Consider the following 17,572-nt stretch of genomic DNA (forward strand, 5'->3'; position numbering starts at 1 on the left):
ATCCTAGGCGGCCTGGCCGGTGGCGTGGGCGGCTGCGCGCTCGGCGCTCAGTTAGGCGAGTCGCTCGACCGCCACGTCCTGGCCCACAACCTCTGCCTGCTCTGCGGTCACCGCTTCAACCTGCCGGCCTGATCTGGCCGTACCATTTCTTTCTATCCATATCGTCGGGACGGTGCTGCGCAGTGCGCGGCGCTTTATGCCGGCTTGCACCCAAAGGAACCTCAACCATGGCTCATCTCGTCGAAACTATGGCCTACGCTGGCGCTGCTCCCTGGCATGGCCTGGGTAATCAGCTCACACAGAAGCAACCACTCGAAGTCTGGCAACGCGAAGCCGGTATGGACTGGCAGATCCAGGAAAGCCCTGTGCACTTCAAGTCGGATGCGGTCGGTCACTTGGGTGCCATCCACTCCTTCCCGGAGCAGAAGGTGCTCTTCCGCTCCGACACCAAGGCACCCCTGTCTGTGGTCTCTCAACGCTACCACACCGTGCAGCCGCGTGAGGTACTGGAGTTTTACCGAGATCTTACCGAGGTCTCCGGCTACGAGCTGGAAACGGCTGGCGTGCTCAAGGGCGGACGCAAGTTCTGGGCGCTGGCGCGTACCGGGCAAGGCGCAGCGCTCAAGGGTAACGACCAGGTCAACGGCTACCTTCTGCTGGCCACCTCTTGCGACGGCACGCTGGCCACCACGGCAACCCCAACCACCGTGCGCGTCGTGTGCAACAACACCCTGACCATCGCCCTAGATGGCACCAGCCGGGCGATCAAGGTGCCACACAACACTCGTTTCGATCCAAAGGCAGTTAAGAAGCAGCTCGGTATCGCGGTCTCGCAATGGGACGATTTCATGTACCGCATGCGCATGCTGGCCGAGCGCAAGGTGCAATGGCATGAAGCGCTGGGCTTCTTTATGAACGTGCTCTGCGAAACCAATCCGACCGCCACTTTGCCGGAAGTACTGCCCAACGAACGTGCTCTGCGCAAGGTCCAGGAGCTGTACGAGGGTCGTGGCCGTGGTAGTCAGCTGATCTCTGCCAACGGCACCGCCTGGGGTCTGCTCAACGCGGTGACCGAGTACGTCGACCACGAACGCCGTGCCCGCAGCAATGAATACCGCATGGACTCGGCCTGGTTCGGTCAAGGAGCGCAGATCAAGCAACGCGCCCTCGACACAGCCCTACAACTGGTCGCCTGACCGCTTAACGTCTTTCCACCCTATAACGCCTGACCAGCCTTGTCGCTGGTCGGGCGTTTTATGTTCGCAAGGTGAACGCTATGAAAGCTTCTCCGTTGAGCAGCACTGGCAGGTCTCGCCCGGCACTGCGCCTGATCAGAACCAAAGAGTTACCTCGTGAAGATTGGCTGGCGGTGCGCAAACAGGGTATCGGCAGCTCGGATGCAGCCGCCGCGGTCGGCCTGAATCCCTACAAGTCGCAGCTGGAACTGTGGCTGGAGAAAACCGGTCGTGATACGTCACTGCCCAAGCTCGACCCGCAGGACGAAGAGAGTCCAGCCTACTGGGGCAATGTGCTGGAGCCCATCGTCGCCTGGCATTACAGCAAGCGCAGCGGCAACCGGGTACGACGTATCAATGCCGTGCTGCAGCATCCAGATCCTAAACTGCCCTGGATGCTGGCCAACATCGACCGCGAGGTTATCAGCGCTGAGGATGTGCAGATCCTTGAATGTAAAACTGCTGGCATAAACGGCGCGCGCCTCTGGAAAGAGGGCGTGCCGGAGTATGTGCAGTTACAAGTGATGCACCAGTTGGCCGTGACTGGCAAGCAAGCGGCCGATGTGGCGGTGCTGCTCGGTGGTCAGCACCTGGAGATCCATCGCATCGAACGAGACGAGTCGATGATTGCTCGGCTGATCGACCTGGAGCGGCTGTTCTGGGATTTCGTGGTCAGTGACACCCCACCACCGGCCGACGGTACGGCCTCAGCCGAAGCGGCGTTGCGCTGCCTTTACCCCGAGGACAACGGTCAGATCCTGGATTTCAGCCATCACGCGGAGCTGGCCACCACCGACCTGGAGCTCAAGGCTGTTCGCCAGAGCATTGCCCAGCAGGAAACCCGTGAGGCGCAACTCAAGCAAGTCCTACAACAGGCCATGGGCGTAGCCACCCGTGCAGAGTTTACTGAGGGCTACATCAGTTGGAAAAAGTCCAAGGACAGCACCATGCTCGACGTCGAGCAGATGCTCAAGGATAAACCCGACCTGCAGGCCCGCTACCCCAAGATCAAAACAGGCAGTCGTCGCTTTTTGATCAGCTGAGACATTCCTCGCCACCCAAGCCACCAGGACCATTTACGTCCTAGTGGCTTTTTTATTTCCAGATCAAGGATAACCGCCATGCTCAAAGGTTTAGCGATCACCCCTCCGGTACTCGGGCGTATTTCCATCGGCAAGGTCGTCGAGAAAAACGGCAAGCGTATGCCCGAGAAAGACGATCAGTTCACCCTTACCTCGCAAGTACAAAGCCGCGACGGCTGGCTGCTGCACCCGCTCAATGAGGAACTGCGTAATGGCCAGGACGGCAAACTGCGCAGCATTCCGATCCGCTTGCTGTTCAACGAGCCAGATCTGAATTTTCGCGCCGATTACAGCCTATTCGACCGCACCACCGGCCGGCCTTTGTGCGTCGGCAATGGTGAGACCTGCAAGCGCTTAACCAAGGACGGCATCCAGTCGCTGCCCTGCCCTTCACCGGATGGTTGCTCACTGGCCCAAGGCAATGCCTGCAAGCCTTATGGCCGGCTGAACGTGGTGATTGGTGCCGACGATCCGTTGGGTAGTTTTGTCTTCCGCACCACCGGGTTCAACAGCATCCGTACCCTGGCGGCACGCCTGCAGAATTTCCAGGCCATCTCCGGCAACCGCCTGGCCTGCCTGCCACTGGAGCTACGCCTGCGCGGTAAGTCCACCCGGCAGAGCCATGGCACGCCGATCTTCTACGTGGACATCACGGTGCGCAACGGCCTGAGTATTGAAGATGCCTTGCTGGCAGCCAAACAGCTGGAGGAAACCCGACAAGCTTCGGGCTTTGATCAGAGCGCCTTGGATCACGCGGCCCGGCAGGGGTTTAACAATGGGGCCTTTGAAGACAGTGAGGAGGACACCGGCGCCATCGTCGAGGAGTTCTTCCCCGCAGCTGAAGATCAGCCCGGCAAGGAAGAAGCAGCACCCAAACCAGCGGCCCCGGCCAAAACCTCACTGGCACAAAAGCTGGAATCTAAATCCCTCTAAAGCGGCAGTGACCACTCCGCTCGCGCCCACTGATCAAACTTCCAACATGACCCAAGGTCTTCCAACGCAGGAGAGTCCCCATGAAATATCACAAGCTCAGAGCCGGTGAAGAGACCGGTACCTATGTCATGGAATCCCCGGTCACCGAAGCTGACATCCTGCAGATGGCACAACAACTGGCGATGAGTCGTCTGTCTAAAGGACGGACCTTGACTGAGCCGAAGCAAGTATTCAGCCATCTACAAACACTGCTGCAATACCATGAGTACGAAGTCTTTGCTTTGCTACTGCTCGATACCAAACACAGGGTTATAGGGTTTCGGGAGCTGTTCAGAGGCTCGCTGGATGGTGCCAGCGTGTACCCCCGTGAGGTGGTCAGGATCGCCCTGGAGCACAATGCCGCGGCAGTGATTCTGGTTCACAACCATCCCTCCGGCGACCCAGAGCCTAGCCAAGCCGATCGTTCGCTGACCACAACCCTCAAGAACGCTCTCAATATGATCGGTACCCGGATATTGGATCATGTTGTCGTGGGGTATGAGGGCTGTGTGTCGTTGGCTGAGCGGGGTTACCTGTAGCGGTTAATAATGATCAGAAATACCTCCTCTGGATCGAATGGCTAATCAAGCCATTCGATCCAGAGGAATACCGTTCCTCTAATCTTAATTTTTATTTGAACAAAATAAGCCTCAACACTTCCATCCCCATAATCACTCAACTATTGCCTTCAAAAAAGCATCCCGCGCGTCCTGATAGAATCTGGTCCTTCGTTGACTTCGATCCGATAGAGGCCAGCGTCATCGTCAACATCTACACCACCTTCGCTATCCGCAGAGCAAGCGCCACGTATTCTACGATCGAGGATCGAAAGCGCGGACAGCCGTTCAAAAACCTTTGCGCAGCTACCTTCAATGGCTCGATGGAGGCTAATACATTGTTCTCGTTTGCAGGTGGTGCACCCCATTACACTAGACGCCAGCTCAACCTAAGTATCTCAAGCATGCTTTGCTGGCGACGTTCCGCAACTACAGGCGTCCACTCAGCCTCGTGCAGAACCTGGCTAGTCAAGGCATAGGCGTTAACGCCGCTGCTACCGGAAAAATAGGCCGACTTCTTTCTGTCGAAGTCATAATTCAGCGCCTTGGAGTTACGCGCCCGTGTCAGCGGAACCAAATTGGCTAGACGATGCAGCCAGCGTGCACGATCATCGACATCTGGCCAGGTTCGCGCCCACTCACTGCCCGGATCGACTGTCTGCGGTAGGACATGCTCGATAGTCAGCACATTGGGCGCGTAGTTGGCCGACATAGCGGACATAAAAGAGTCCAGACGTAGAATCACGTAGTTGCGCCGGCGAGCGGTCATTTCGTAGACGTTGCCATCCAGAGCCCGGAGCATATCGGCACACTCTACCGGTGCTAGTTCAATACGGTCATCCAGCGTGCTGTTGAGGAGATCCTCCAATACCAGAGCATAGCGCTCGATCCGCTGGTTCACATTTTTGGCGGTGATATGCAGGTAGGCCGCCAGGCGCTCCAGCCGAGTGACGAAGTCCAGCACCGTATTTGCATCGCCACCGTGACGTGCCAAAAACGCAATCGCCACAGGCACCCAGTCGGAGTTGTCGATCCGGTTTAGCCAAGTGAATAGCTCGTTGATCTTGTCGGCAGCCGAGGAAGACACGTACTGGGCGCTCTTCGCTATCAGATACGCCTCGGCATAGGGGGCGACCACCTGCTCGATAAGCGCTTCAGATGACTCCACTTTGCTAAGAACATGGTCGCGGAACTCTTCCAGCAGCATCCTCCGCGCCTTGAAACGGGCGTAAATCATGCGGATATGCCCGAACAGCTCGTTAAAGCCATCACGCCCGGTGGCGACCTCCAGATCCTCCCAGCGGTCATTGAAAGCCTCGCGCTTGCTCTCTGACAGTTTTCCGATCACCTCCGCCTTGATGATGTCCGTGGGCAGCAGATCCAGACCCCGATTGTTCAATACTGAAAAAACCCGGAATGCTGACTGCTGGCTCGGAGTAGTTACCGCCACCAAGAAGCAGCGCATCACTAGGAAGGAACCAAAAGTAATGAGGTGCGACTCATCACTCGCGAATTTTTCTGCCAAGCGTTCCAGGAGCAGACGAGCATTGGCCTGTATGTTGCGCTGCGACTCATTGCCCAATTGTGCCGGATCAATCTTCGCCAGATCTGCGAACTGGAGCTCTTGCACATACTGCACAAAGAAAGCGCGGTCCCGCTCACGCAGCGCCAAACGCGGCTTGGCCGCCAACTGCTGAGCCACACTTCCCGGCTCACGGATAAAGCGCTGAAAATCGGAACGACTGTCCCCGGCCAACAACGAAGTGAGGGTAGCCAGCAGAATGGTCAACGTGGTCAAACGCTGCTGACCATCGATTACTTCGGCCTGCGGCTTTCCTTCATCCTTGATAAGGACAATGGAACCCAGGAAGTAACTGTCCTCAGGCTCCTTTTCAAAGAAGTCGTACAGATCGTCGAACAGCTCGCCCGCCTGATCCCGGGTCCAGGCATAAGGTCGCTGATACGGCGGGATCACATAATCGAACTCGGAACTGAATATCTTCGCCAACGGGTACTCGGCGCCACTAATTTTCTTGCTCATCTGTATCGCTCGCTAGTCATACCCCGCAACGTCGGGGCAAATTCAAAAGTGAAAAATTACGCGCCGTATGTTCCCCGTCTTACCGCTGCTACATTCGCATAGCGGATCATTGCTACGCCGACCACAACCGCTGCAAGGGCTGTAGTAGAGCTGTTCCTTTACCTGCAGTGGCGTCAGTGAAAAGAGACTATAGGGCTTAGCCTCCTGTACCTCATTCAGGTACTCACCAGGCACCAGAGAGGCATCCTCTCTAAGGGCCAAATTCGACCGAAGCAGCACAGCGCCTTTACGCTCCGGCTTACCGCTTCGGTCTTCAGGCTTTTTTAGAAGAGCCCCTCCCGTCTCATGGCCAATGCTCTCCATCCCTCCCAGGCTCAAACCGAACTCCAAGTTGTGAACCTCCGTTGCATCGTAATCGTTGGCGACGGTTGATCGGGCCTCAACTTTGAGAATGAGATTCTCGTCCACCCGCATATTCAGCTCGACCCGTTCGAATAGCCGTGTGCTCTTCTCGTCCACCTTGACGTTGAGATTGGCCAGGCTGTTGCGCGCATCACTGGACTGCACATGTCGACCATGCCGGCGAGCAGGTACTTCGAGTTGGAGCTTTGCCACACCATCTCGGGGGTCGGTGCAATAGAGGTTCAGGGTCTCGGTCTTCTGAATCCCCCCTTCACGAGGCATTTCCGAGCCTGCCTTGATTGCCACATGCCTTGTGCCACGAGCCAGTGCCAGCTCGATGTTCTTAGCCAATAAGAGATTGGCCCGGTCATGTGCAATCCAGGCTGCTCCCTGGGAAATGATCAGCTGCCCCCGATCTGATACGCAAAGCCGTTGCGGGCCGAACATTTCCAACAGCCGCGTCTTGATCAATGGCATGTTGACCATGCCGCCCGTAGCCAAGCACAGACTGATATCGGCCGGCTCGAAATCCACAGACTTGAGCAGGGCGCCAATCATCTGCAGCCCCTCCGTCAATTTCGCGCAGACAATCTCTTCGAGCTCATCCCGCGGCAGAACGTAGTCAAGGTCGGGATCTACCTTCTCCGTTCGGAAGTAGTTCGGCACATAAATCTGCGCCTGGCTCTTGATCGACAGTTCGATCTTCGCCCGCTCCGCACGAGCCAAGAGACGCTTCTGGGCATCGACTGCAACGTCAACACTGCCCAATTGAGCATGTTTCACACAGTGGCGGAGCACCACCTCGTTCATGATCGACTCATCGATGACATCACCGCCCAGATGACTGCAACCGTGGTTGGCGATCTGTACGAGGTAGCCATCGACCAGCCGACACAAGGTCAGGTCGAGAGTGCCACCACCCCAGTCAAAGACCAGCATGTACTGGCGATCCAATCGACGGATTTCACTGGCAAAGTCAGGCTGCGTGCGTAAATGTCCATAGAGCGCGGCAAGCGGCTCATGCACAAATTGATCGATAGTTATTCCTGCCAGACGAAACGCCTCACGCAGATCACGCCGTCGCTCACCGCTCATATCGACCGGAATAGTCACCACTGCTCGGCTGTAGTCCGCCTGTCGCTCGTCGCTAGCGTGTTCCGCTACAAAGCGGACGATGTCCGCCACCATTTGCCGTGGGCTACGGCTCACACCATCAACGTATACCGAATGCTTGCCCAGCAGGGTTTTAGGCGAACGCACCACATTGCCGATCACACCAAGTCCTGCGGTCGCCAGACGCTCCCGCGCCTTACGACCAACGACCACCTCATCGCCTTCATAGCACACCACAGATGGATGCGGCAGACCGTTATCAGTAAACGAAATACACCGATCACCTTCGATTACCGAGACAAGACTGTTCGTGGTGCCAAAGTCAAAACCGTAGATCGCCATCGTTACTATCCCTTGATACGACTGATTTCTTTGCCCAGGTTATCGACCACACTGCCCAAATACTCTCGTGCCACCCCGACCTTGGGTGGTTCGCGATCCAGTGCAGTCAGCACATCCTGGAGTACAGGCAGCTCACTATCAAACAGCCGCAAGATCTGACCGCGCAAACGCGACAGATCGTCATTCGAATGCACACTCTGGACACGTGACTGCTCCTTCACGGCCTCTAGCTGCGCCTGCAACTCGCACAGCCGGTCCCCCTGCTCGCCCAGCAGGGCTTCACGCGCCTTGAGCTCTTTCTCAGTTTGAGCTTTGGAAGCCTCCAGCTGACGCAATTCACGCTGCAACTGATCGGCTCGCGCGTCCGCCTGCTGAATCTGTCGGGCCTGATCGTCCAACAGCCAGGCCAAGCCAGGAGCGTCCGCAAATGGCTGGCTGGCCAATAGACGGATCAAACCATCGCCACGTTCGCGATAGAGCTCCTTGGGCTCAAAGATGTGCCGACGCACAACACCCACCAATTCGCGCGGGGCAGCCCCCAAATAGAGGTGCCATTGGCAGGCCAGATAGAAACCACACTCTAAGCGCTTCAGTGCCTTTTTTTTGTCGGCGACTAGGGTTTCCGCTACTGCTACCGTCTGCATTACCTCTCGCGCTTCGACGGCTACTGCCATCCACCCCAGGCCCTCTTCCGAAGACCTCGGCAACCAACTTTCCAAAGAAAGCTTGCCTTGCCCCCGTACCCTTCGCCCAATCTCGGCGGCAAAAAAACGCAACTGATCTTCGATGCTCCGGTACCCACTCAAATCCGTAGCCAGCAGCATCAGGTTGAGGCTTTTTTCCAAAGTGGGGTCATTTTCCTCCGCCAATGCCAAAAGCTCGTGGCGCCTGACGTCCTCAATACGCGAGTTTTTCACCACTTTGCGCAGCGTCGAATCACCCAGAGATTTGGTTTTTCCCATATAAAAATGAGCTATGAAATCGGCCAGGCTCTCAACCCTTTGATCCTTCTCTTTATCCTTGCTTTTCGCCACGCCCGAACGGCTTTTCGTGGGAGTTTCTTGGGTAACAGAGGCTGTTGCCTCAAGCACAGGTAAAACAACTCCTTCCGTTTCCGGCTCAGGCAGGACTTCAAGGGGCCGTTCTGCCCTTACCTGGGTAGACACATCTTGTCGTTTGGCAGGCTGGCGAATATCCATAGATCCGGTGGACTTGCTGTAAACCGGTATTCCAACAGGCTTATTTTTCTCATCATTCATTGTGTTGTGTTCTCCAGCACCTGTTCAGCGTATGCAGCAAAGATCGGATCATTCAACAAGCTGCGCGCCATTCGCCGAACCTCATCACTGGGCCGGCGCGAACGAGCATGCTCCAACCAGAGCACCGAGGCCTTGGTGCGATCCTCCGCTGTCCACAGACTGCTATTGCAAGCGCGACGCAGACCGTCCAACTCCTCAGCCAGTCTTTCGGCGGAAAGCGTCATCCAGTCCAGTAATTGATCGGTTGCATGATCGATTGGTAAGCGTGTCAGGGCCTTACACTCCATAGGCAAAGGCTCTATCGACGACTTGCCAGCCCAGACGGCAAAGCGGCCGGCAGCCGAAGCCAGCTCAGGCGCATGTTGCAGGCCCGCCGACTGCGCAAAGCTGTTGCATGAAAAATTGATAATGGCGCGAATCGTGCCGGCCATAGGTCTGTTCACATAGCGCAGGGCCCCCAGCGCCTGATTGAAACGCTCCTTGTACTGGGCGTGACTGAGCTGTGTATCGCCACGCTGATCCTTGGCCAGCACTCCGTAGAGGTACTGACAAACGCCTTCAAGATAGTTTTTTGCCGTTGCCAGAGACGAGCAGGCCTCAGCAAAACGCCGGATGTCATCGACACTCAGCTCGTTTTCGGTGAACAACATGCGAAACACATTCTCGAGGTGCAGCAGATCCTGAAGCTCCGAAATGCAGAAGCTCAACTCGAATCGCTCCCTGGCATCCTGGTTGGTTAGCTCCAACACATGAAACCCCTGGCGAAACTCCGCCAGCTGGCTGAAAAGGTGCGCAGGCTCTATAGCCTCGCCATTCAGGCACACACTCTCACAACTAGCCAACAACCAGTCGGCGCCTTGGGTCGGCTCATCGATAACCGTACCCACGCTGCCCAGTTCCGTTCCCCTCAGCAGAATTGCAGGCTTGCGGAAAGGGTGCGCTGCAAAAAAATGATCCCTACGCTCCTCCAGACTCTCGAAGCAGGCAACGCAACGGGGACACTCATAAACAATTGGCGTAATCACCACTGGCGGTGACTCGGGAATGATTACGCTTCCACCCGAATTTCCAGGGTCAATGAAACTCAGATATCAGGTCATCCATTTACCTCTTTTTCCTCAAGCTTAGAGCTCACGGCAGGCAGTCTGCTGGTTGGTCATGGCATCACTTGTTGGACGCGCCTGTGTTCTTCCTGTGAGTCGAACACAAAGAAGAAGGGGCTGATTTTGGAAAATGCCATTATCAGCAGATTTTGCACACTTTGTTTCGTGGGGAGGCATGATGTCAAATCGACATAAGCTGTACATGGCAATTACCGCCCCGGATAGCGCACCCCAATCTCATCGCCTTGTCACCGCCCCTGCCGTAGTTGTGGCATTGGACATTCGCTCAGCAGGGGAATACGCGTCGGCTGATCAATAGTAACTCCCCCTTTTTGACCCTGACTGGCTCCAACCCCCATGCTGACCATCCCCGTAAGCCAAATTCCATACGAGAAGTCCTAGTGTAGTGAGTCGCCAATGCAGCAGTGGCCCATCGCTCTCTAGGAAGCACAATCTCCATCAAGTCGCCGGGATTGAGGTGTTAGGCACCTGGTTTTTTTATGCGACAGACCACTGGTGAGTTACGGACTACTCAACAAGGCGATCCTGATCACATTCGTCCTTACCTACTTGCTGCTTCATGGCGTGCTCAAGCGATCCCCAGAATCGAGGCAAGACAATGAAGCAGTCAGGGCAGCTCAATGGCTGCCCTGACTGCCTCGATACCGTTTTCTTCTTTTTGCACTCAAAGTCTGCCTAGCACTCAAGCCTTGATCGCTTGGCAGCTTGGCAGCTTGGCAGCTTGGCGACCATGCTGGTGTGGCCGCTCATGACGCCTGCAATGTCCTGTATGGCTTTCGTCGGCAACTGCCCCTTCAAGACAGCTGACGATTTTTTTTGACCATTTGCCCTGTCGTATTGTCCATCCGGTACTGTGTAATTGTCCCATCAATGATTCGGCTGATCACTTCCCTTGCCACCTCTAACGAGACAGCGAACCACTCACGTGGGCGATAGTACTTCCCGTCCTTTCCGACCAAATCCACGTTGAGTCGTTGAACTGCCAGGAAGCCGTGAACGAGGGACTCGAACCGCTGCGGATTCATGTTGTAACACTCGAACTCTGTCACCTTCTGTACTGGACCCTCCAGAAAGGCAATATCACGCTCTGCATTACGAATCCGCTGGTCTACCGTAAGTTCGGTGTAACCGATTTTGTACAGGTGCGAAAACTGCGCCAGAGCCGGATTGTTGCTCATAGACTTGACGATATAGATCACCCCGGTGCGCCGGTCACGGTGGGTCAGGCGGATGTCCTGGAAGGCCTCAGCCAACGTATCGTCCCGATCACGCAGGATGCGACGGCCTGTTTCCTCCATGTAGAGGGCGCGACCAAGAGAGCGGCGCAGCATGTTCGACTCTGTACCGTTCTCGAAGATCAGCCGCAACCGTGCATCTTTATGCTCACCACGCCCGTGCTCATCGCCAACCCCATCCACAAAGCACATGACACCATTGAGGATGAACGCGTTGCCTACCGTAATCTGCCAGTTCTCAGCAAAGCGCACGGACTCTGCCTTACCGCTTTTGAGGTCGGCATGCAGGTTTTTGAAGATCGTCTCAAACTGCCAGAAGTCCTCGCACTTCGTGCGCTGTGCTACCTCATCCGGCATATCCCTTTCAGACGACACGTGCTTGATCTCGAGGATACTCATATCGCCTAAATCGAGTAGCCCCAAGTCATCACCACCCAATATATCGTCGATGCTCATCACGTCCTGGGGGGAGACAGGCGGTGTAGACGTGACGATTTTGGCCAGCTCATGTCCGGCCAGTACATTGTACCGATCTAGGGCAGCTAGAGTGGCGTGATCGCCACCCTCCACGATAGCCCTCAAGCGTTTTGCCATTTGCCGCTCAGACAGGCTTTCACCGTGCTCGGACGGCAGGTGAGCATTCTGATCAATGAACTGGTTGACCTCTTCAAACCGAGAAGCCATCAGGTCATATTTACCAGGCACAATAGATCGTGGCTTAACGTTGAGCAGACCAAAATCATCCGACGCGCCAAAAATGTCATCCAGCGAACCCAACTCGCGGCGCTTTTTACCCTGAAGGATCATTTCATTGCCCTCAATTACACCGCTTGCTGTTGCTGAAGTTTCTCGCGCTTACGCTTCTTGATGTACTGCAGCCCCTCAGCATAACGCACCTCAATCGGGTCAGTTGAGACCAGAGATGGCTCGCGTCCTTTCTCTTGGCGAAATGCCAGGATGCGAGGCCAGAGGATCACCGCTTCTTCGTCGGTCATGTCGATACGGCCTGCCGCGACCACATCCTGAATTGTCTTGAGCATTGCAGGAGTCACGGATTTCGACAGGATTTCGTAAGCACCGTAGAATGGGTTGACTTGATCAATCAAGTCGATCGTCAAGTTTTCGATGTTGATGAACTTATCGCCCATTTTCACAAACTGCCGATTTCCTTCCGGTAGATTGGAGGGCTTAGGGATCAGCTGCGTGCCGTACTCACCGCGAGACTCCTCTATCGGATGGCATGCGCCATCAGCAGTACTGCCGCATTCAATGATCACCGCATCCGGAGGGAGGTCTGCCTCATCAAACAGTCCACCAGAAGTGCTGATCAATACTTTGGTCAGGACACCCTCGCGTACCTGCTCGACTTCCTCTGGAGTCAGGTCGGGGTATTTCGTTTCAATAATTTTTGGTAACTCGTTCTCATTGATGACCTCAGGTTCAACCCCGCCACCTACCAATGATTTACCAACCTCGGGGTTCTGAATTAGCGTGGCAATAATGTCATCGCTGTCGCCATTCAAAATCTTGATGACTTTATCCGAGACAGGGGCAGTTACGTCATTGATGATGATTGTACCTGGCTCAACCTTCTCACCCTCTTTCATCTGCGAGCGTGGTTTGAAGGTGACGGTCGGGGCTAGCACCTGCTCCATCAGCAGCGACAAAGTGATCGCCTTGAGCATATTGTTCACCGACACTTTCACGTCCTCATCCTCAGCGTCAGGCTGAGCGATCAGGTTAGTGAACTGAGCGTGAGTTTTATTTTCAGAATCTCGGGTGGCACGGCCGATGATCTGCACAATTTCTGTCATCGAGCTTCGATAGCCGATCGTCAAAACATGCTCGCACCACGGCCAATCGAAACCCTCCTTCGCCATGCCAAGGGCGATCACAGCATCTAGGTCATCCGCCTTCTTGATGTTGCGCAAATATTCGACCACCAAGGTGCGCATCGGACCGTCATCAACCAAATTGGCCACCCTCATCAGCGAACCGTCGGGACGCCTCACGGTGATAATCCCAGTGTTCAGATCTTGCGGAAGCACGTCTCCCATCACATCAAGTATGTGGTCGACCGCCTCATGCTTGCCCACTGCGGCCTCACCGCTGTTGACGTTCGGGATGTGAATGATGGTCTTTTTGCGACTATCCAAGACGTCCTTCAGCGCATCGATATAGCGCCCTTGATAGAAGTGATAGCCAATTCCCAGCGACTTCAGGTAACGATAGCCGTTAAGTTGTTCGTAATAGGTGTACGTCACCTTGTCGAACTGCACCTCATCTTCCGGCAGTAGGATCGGCACCGTGTCACCCCGGAAGTAAGAGCCGGTCATCGCAACGATGTGCGCGTTGGACTGTTTCATCAGGGAGTCAATCAGCGCCCCCAGACGGTTATCGCCATCAACGGAGACGTGGTGGAACTCATCGATAGCCACCAGAGTGTCATTGAAATCGGCTGAGGTCAGCTTCTCGAAGGCGAAGCGGAGGGTCGCATGGGTGCAAACCAAGATCTGCTCATCAGGCGCTTGCATAAAGCGACGGAACGATTCAACTTTCGAGCCTTCACCATCCGGCAAGCACAGGTTGTTCGCCGGCAGCACCGACCAATCCGCAAAGAAACCATGCTCGGTCAGCGCTGTGTCGCGAAACGAGGCGCCGATGGACATCTCCGGCACCGCGACGATGACCTTGCGCAGCCCCTGGTTCACCAGCTTGTCGAGCCCCAGAAACATCAGAGCGCGCGACTTTCCGCTCGCCGGCGGTGCCTTCAACAACAGGTACTGACTGTTACGCGAAGCAAAAGCCCGCGCCTGCATCTCGCGCATTCCCATCTCATTCAAGTTTGCGCTCTTGCCCGTTTGGGCGTACTCCACTTTCAGCAAATCAACCATGCTCTTGAGTCCTTTCCAGTTATTGGGCAGCAGCCTTGGATGCGCGGGGCTTACGGATTTTCTTGGTCGCAGCTTGAGCAGCCAGCAGCTGGCGTTCTTGCTCAAGTAGCACCTCATAACGGGTAAACAGGTGATGTAAACGTTCAGAGGCATCCCGGAACGGACGCGCACGGAAGAGGCGCTCCACTGCTGCGTCCAGCACCTTGTGTACAGCCTTGAGCGGCTCAGGCATAGTGTCTGGATCGTACATATCGGCCAGCGACTTGTCCGGGTAGTCCTCGCGGGTCATCAGCACGTCCTCAGCTAAAACCTCAATCTGCTTGCGCTGTGCCTCGCTGATGTCCGGCCATGGAAAAGTGTTGTAGATAAGTGTGCTTGAGTAGCGATATCGGCTTTCCAGCCTACCGCCAACGATGCGCATCCAATCAAGATGCATCGTTGAATTGAGCATCCCAAATTCGTACAGCCCACCGTTTGGGATAATAAATACTGCGTCCGAGGCAATCGCCTTGTGATCGAGCAGTCCCATGGGGATGTAATCGCGCCCCTCACTGGAATGTCGCGGAACAAGAATGTAGGTACCTGTCGTTGGCTGGCTAATCTGCATAAAAAGATGCGGAGTCTGAGCGCGCAATAAGGCCGCTGGATGCCCCGCCTCAATGCGCAGCTTGGCGATGGCCTGAGTCCTCTTTTTCACCTCAGGCATGACCTTGATGTCATTATCGGTTGCATCCACCAGCCAAAGACACCAACGCTCTTTTCCCTTGATTATCTCGTCAGCGCCGTAGTACCTGCGCATCCATTTTTCAGCCTCTGGTTCTCTAGCAATCAGTTCATCGCGCTCGGCACGATTGAGGATAAGGTTACCTCCATCGGTTGGCTTATTCCCGTAAATCATTGGAGCAATTGGCATCAAAGGCTTCTGCCGCTTTTGTACGGCCAGATTAGAGCCTTCTGTCAGGTAGGGGCTGATGTTGCTGACCTCGTGGCAGTGCCAGCCCTCGGCAATTTGATTGAAGATCACCTTCTTATCAGGGTTGGCCGACAATCCAATTACGGCTACATGGACACCAGCGTTCTGCTTGGCATTGTTACTCCACGGAAATGCCTGATAAGCGATATGGATGCTCAAACCAAGGTCGAAAATTGTTGGCCACAGGGTGCATGCCTGCTCACCCTGGCAGATAGAGTTAGTTGCTACCAACGCCAGTTCGGCTTTGCTGCTGCTGATGTATTGAGCCCCTTTCCAAAACCAACACGCGACGAGATCAAGGTAGCCTAGTGACTTGAACCCCTTAAACACAGCCTTCATATCGGATGACTGCTCGTCAGTGCGGCCGGTCGTTCCAAGGAATGGAGGATTACCGATTATGTAGACCTCATCCTCGGCCGCCTTCGGGCAAACCGAGTTCCAGTCTACGCACAAGCTGTTGTCATGAACGATATGGCCACTCGTCTTCAGCGGCAGCATCGGCTCAGCATGGCCAAAGGCAGCTTGAAATTCCTGATGCATCTGGTGCTCGGCCAACCACAGCGAGAGCAGGGCAATTTCGTGAGCGAAGTCGTCGATCTCGATGCCGTAGAACTGCGACAGCTTGATGCCCGTCATGAAGATGACGTTTTGCTTGCTTACGGTGTTCAGGGAGCGGAACACTTCCATCTCGAAGCGACGTAGTTCTTTGTAGGCGATGATCAGGAAGTTACCTGAACCACAGGCCGGGTCGAATACCTTGATCTGACCTATACGCTCCAGCAACGTTTGAAGCTTCTTTTCACTGTTGCGCGAACGCTCCAACTCGGAATACAGCTTGTCCAAGAACAGCGGTTTGATGACCTTCATGATGTTACTCACAGAGGTGTAGTGCTGGCCCATGGCGCTGCGCTGCTCTTCGTCGATCACTGCCTGGAACATGGAACCGAAGATGTCCGGATTGATCTGCGACCAGTCCAGTGTTCCGCACTCCAACAGCAGACGCCGAGATTTGGCCCCGAATGAGGGGATTGTCATCAGTTGCTCGAACAAACCGCCATTTACATACGGGAAAGCTTTCAGGTGCGCAGGCATCGACTGACGCAGGGTACCTGCGTCAGGAGAATTCAGGACCGCGAACAGCTTGCCAAGGAACTCCGCCACGTCTTCGCCATCTTCACGAGTGGTGGACTTGATCGCATCGGTGAACTGATGCTTGACAAAAATCTCGGTATCTTCAGCAAAGAAGCAGAACAACAGGCGAGTCAGGAAGACATTGAGGCTATGCACGTCCTCAGCGGTAGTGATCTGGTTACGCTCACGGATCAAGTCGAACAGACGCCCCATCTTCTCCGCAGCTTTTACGTCCGCGACGCTTTCGTTGTGGATGTAACTCTTCTCCAGGCCCGCCAACGGCAAGAAAAAGCTGTAATGCTGATGCAGTTCGGTGAACGGCGTTTCCATCCGCTCATCTGCCTTCAGGTCATAGGCGACAAACTCCTTGAAGTCGGTGGCAATCACAAAGCGGACCTTCTGCGCCTTGATAGCATCACGACCCCTGAGGCGCTCCGCTACTTCGTGGAGGCTCTCACCGGCTTGAACAGGGTGAAAATAGAGCTGGCCTTTCAGCGCAACATCACCGGCGATCTTGGCCACGTTACGAGCGCCGCCGTTCCTGAGCTGGGTGATCGTACTTTTGGCGAAGCCGTAAGCATCCAGAAAGCCATAAATGAACTCAGCTCTCACGTCTGCTTGCTGGGTCAGCGATTGCAGCGTGTCGTAGAGCTGAGTCTGGTTGATCGACATGACTACTTCCTTTTATCAACGGTTAGCCAAGAGCTTTGGCGTTCATATTTCTTCATAAGGACACGACAGGTCATGTCGCATTACCCAGAGGGCTACAGTCCCTTCATACCGGTACAGGATCATTCTCGATACACCATACCGCTTGGCGACGTCACTGGTCTGAGTTTTCAGATTGCGCAGCAAGGCCTTGATTTTGAGTACCAACTGCTCATTCGTTACTGGAGCTCGCATTGTCAGAATTGCTCGCTGAAAGAACGCTATACGCTTAGCCCACAGCTACGAGTTAGCCACTGGGATCATGAGTCGGCAGAATACCAACTGGAGCATTAAGATTCTTACAGCTCTTTACGGAGGTCACACCTCGCTTGCAACAACGTCTTGTTATCCAATATCGGCAGCAGTTCTTCTAAAGTCTGCTCGGCCGTGATCCCTTGCGGTACAAACCATCGAGACATGATGGACTGTGAATCGCCCCGGGTTTCCTAGACACTCTCCAGGCTCGCTGCGTAACGCTTTTCAAACTCTACCGGTGACAGCTGA

The 17,572-nt window shown here is 55.1% G+C and carries 11 protein-coding genes; 4 read left to right on the top strand and 7 right to left on the bottom strand.

What is annotated here, in order from left to right:
- Positions 1 to 227: 227 nt before the first annotated feature.
- The 4 genes from GHO03_RS20465 (at position 228) to radC (ending at position 3,828) form a co-directional block, all read left to right on the top strand.
- The gene (locus GHO03_RS20465; RefSeq protein WP_153400435.1) at positions 228 to 1,196 is read left to right on the top strand and encodes a DUF932 domain-containing protein; all 969 of its coding nucleotides are present in this window, start codon (positions 228 to 230) and stop codon (positions 1,194 to 1,196) included.
- Between the two features lie 80 nt (positions 1,197 to 1,276).
- Entirely contained in the window at positions 1,277 to 2,278 is a 1,002-nt protein-coding gene (locus tag GHO03_RS20470; RefSeq protein ID WP_153400436.1) for a YqaJ viral recombinase family protein, read from the top strand.
- A 78-nt stretch (positions 2,279 to 2,356) separates the two neighbouring features.
- Positions 2,357 to 3,250: a hydrolase or metal-binding protein gene (locus GHO03_RS20475; RefSeq protein ID WP_153400437.1), complete on the top strand. Its 894-nt coding sequence runs from the start codon at positions 2,357 to 2,359 to the stop codon at positions 3,248 to 3,250.
- Positions 3,251 to 3,330: 80 nt separating this feature from the next.
- Positions 3,331 to 3,828, top strand: a complete 498-nt coding sequence (gene radC / locus GHO03_RS20480) for a DNA repair protein RadC (RefSeq protein WP_153400438.1) — start codon at positions 3,331 to 3,333, stop codon at positions 3,826 to 3,828.
- 385 nt (positions 3,829 to 4,213) lie between these two features.
- Here the strand turns inward: radC and GHO03_RS20485 are convergent, their stop codons facing one another.
- From GHO03_RS20485 to GHO03_RS20515, 7 genes are all read right to left on the bottom strand, one after another.
- Positions 4,214 to 5,887: a DUF262 domain-containing protein gene (locus tag GHO03_RS20485; protein ID WP_153400439.1), complete on the bottom strand. Its 1,674-nt coding sequence runs from the start codon at positions 5,885 to 5,887 to the stop codon at positions 4,214 to 4,216.
- A gap of 42 nt (positions 5,888 to 5,929) precedes the next feature.
- Positions 5,930 to 7,744: an Hsp70 family protein gene (locus tag GHO03_RS20490; protein WP_153400440.1), complete on the bottom strand. Its 1,815-nt coding sequence runs from the start codon at positions 7,742 to 7,744 to the stop codon at positions 5,930 to 5,932.
- A 5-nt stretch (positions 7,745 to 7,749) separates the two neighbouring features.
- On the bottom strand, positions 7,750 to 9,003 hold the full coding sequence (locus tag GHO03_RS20495) for a hypothetical protein (protein WP_153400441.1): 1,254 nt from the start codon (positions 9,001 to 9,003) through the stop codon (positions 7,750 to 7,752).
- Positions 9,000 to 9,890, bottom strand: coding sequence for a hypothetical protein (locus tag GHO03_RS20500; RefSeq protein WP_153400442.1), 891 nt, complete (start codon positions 9,888 to 9,890; stop codon positions 9,000 to 9,002). The genes GHO03_RS20495 and GHO03_RS20500 overlap by 4 nt, the downstream gene beginning before the upstream one ends.
- 1,031 nt (positions 9,891 to 10,921) lie before the next feature.
- Positions 10,922 to 12,169: a GIY-YIG nuclease family protein gene (locus GHO03_RS20505; RefSeq protein WP_153400443.1), complete on the bottom strand. Its 1,248-nt coding sequence runs from the start codon at positions 12,167 to 12,169 to the stop codon at positions 10,922 to 10,924.
- Between the two features lie 14 nt (positions 12,170 to 12,183).
- Positions 12,184 to 14,256 carry a DEAD/DEAH box helicase gene (locus GHO03_RS20510; protein WP_153400445.1) on the bottom strand — a complete coding sequence of 691 codons (2,073 nt, stop codon included), beginning with the start codon at positions 14,254 to 14,256 and terminating at the stop codon, positions 12,184 to 12,186.
- A 19-nt stretch (positions 14,257 to 14,275) separates the two neighbouring features.
- Positions 14,276 to 17,032, bottom strand: a complete 2,757-nt coding sequence (locus GHO03_RS20515; protein WP_153400444.1) for a DNA methyltransferase — start codon at positions 17,030 to 17,032, stop codon at positions 14,276 to 14,278.
- Between the last annotated feature and the right edge of the window lie 540 nt (positions 17,033 to 17,572).

Origin of the sequence: Pseudomonas sp. FSL R10-1339 (assembly GCF_009600545.1) — a bacterium.
Taxonomy (GTDB): Bacteria; Pseudomonadota; Gammaproteobacteria; order Pseudomonadales; family Pseudomonadaceae; genus Aquipseudomonas; species Aquipseudomonas bubulae.

Bases quoted from the DNA above. Each gene is read 5' to 3' on its own strand.
- GHO03_RS20465 (WP_153400435.1), top strand. From the start codon at position 228: ATGGCTCATCTCGTCGAAACTATGGCCTACGCTGGCGCTGCTCCCTGG.
- GHO03_RS20515 (WP_153400444.1), bottom strand. From the start codon at position 17,032: ATGTCGATCAACCAGACTCAGCTCTACGACACGCTGCAATCGCTGACC.
- GHO03_RS20490 (WP_153400440.1), bottom strand. From the start codon at position 7,744: ATGGCGATCTACGGTTTTGACTTTGGCACCACGAACAGTCTTGTCTCG.
- radC (WP_153400438.1), top strand. From the start codon at position 3,331: ATGAAATATCACAAGCTCAGAGCCGGTGAAGAGACCGGTACCTATGTC.
- GHO03_RS20495 (WP_153400441.1), bottom strand. From the start codon at position 9,003: ATGAATGATGAGAAAAATAAGCCTGTTGGAATACCGGTTTACAGCAAG.
- GHO03_RS20475 (WP_153400437.1), top strand. From the start codon at position 2,357: ATGCTCAAAGGTTTAGCGATCACCCCTCCGGTACTCGGGCGTATTTCC.
- GHO03_RS20485 (WP_153400439.1), bottom strand. From the start codon at position 5,887: ATGAGCAAGAAAATTAGTGGCGCCGAGTACCCGTTGGCGAAGATATTC.
- GHO03_RS20510 (WP_153400445.1), bottom strand. From the start codon at position 14,256: ATGGTTGATTTGCTGAAAGTGGAGTACGCCCAAACGGGCAAGAGCGCA.
- GHO03_RS20505 (WP_153400443.1), bottom strand. From the start codon at position 12,169: ATGATCCTTCAGGGTAAAAAGCGCCGCGAGTTGGGTTCGCTGGATGAC.
- GHO03_RS20470 (WP_153400436.1), top strand. From the start codon at position 1,277: ATGAAAGCTTCTCCGTTGAGCAGCACTGGCAGGTCTCGCCCGGCACTG.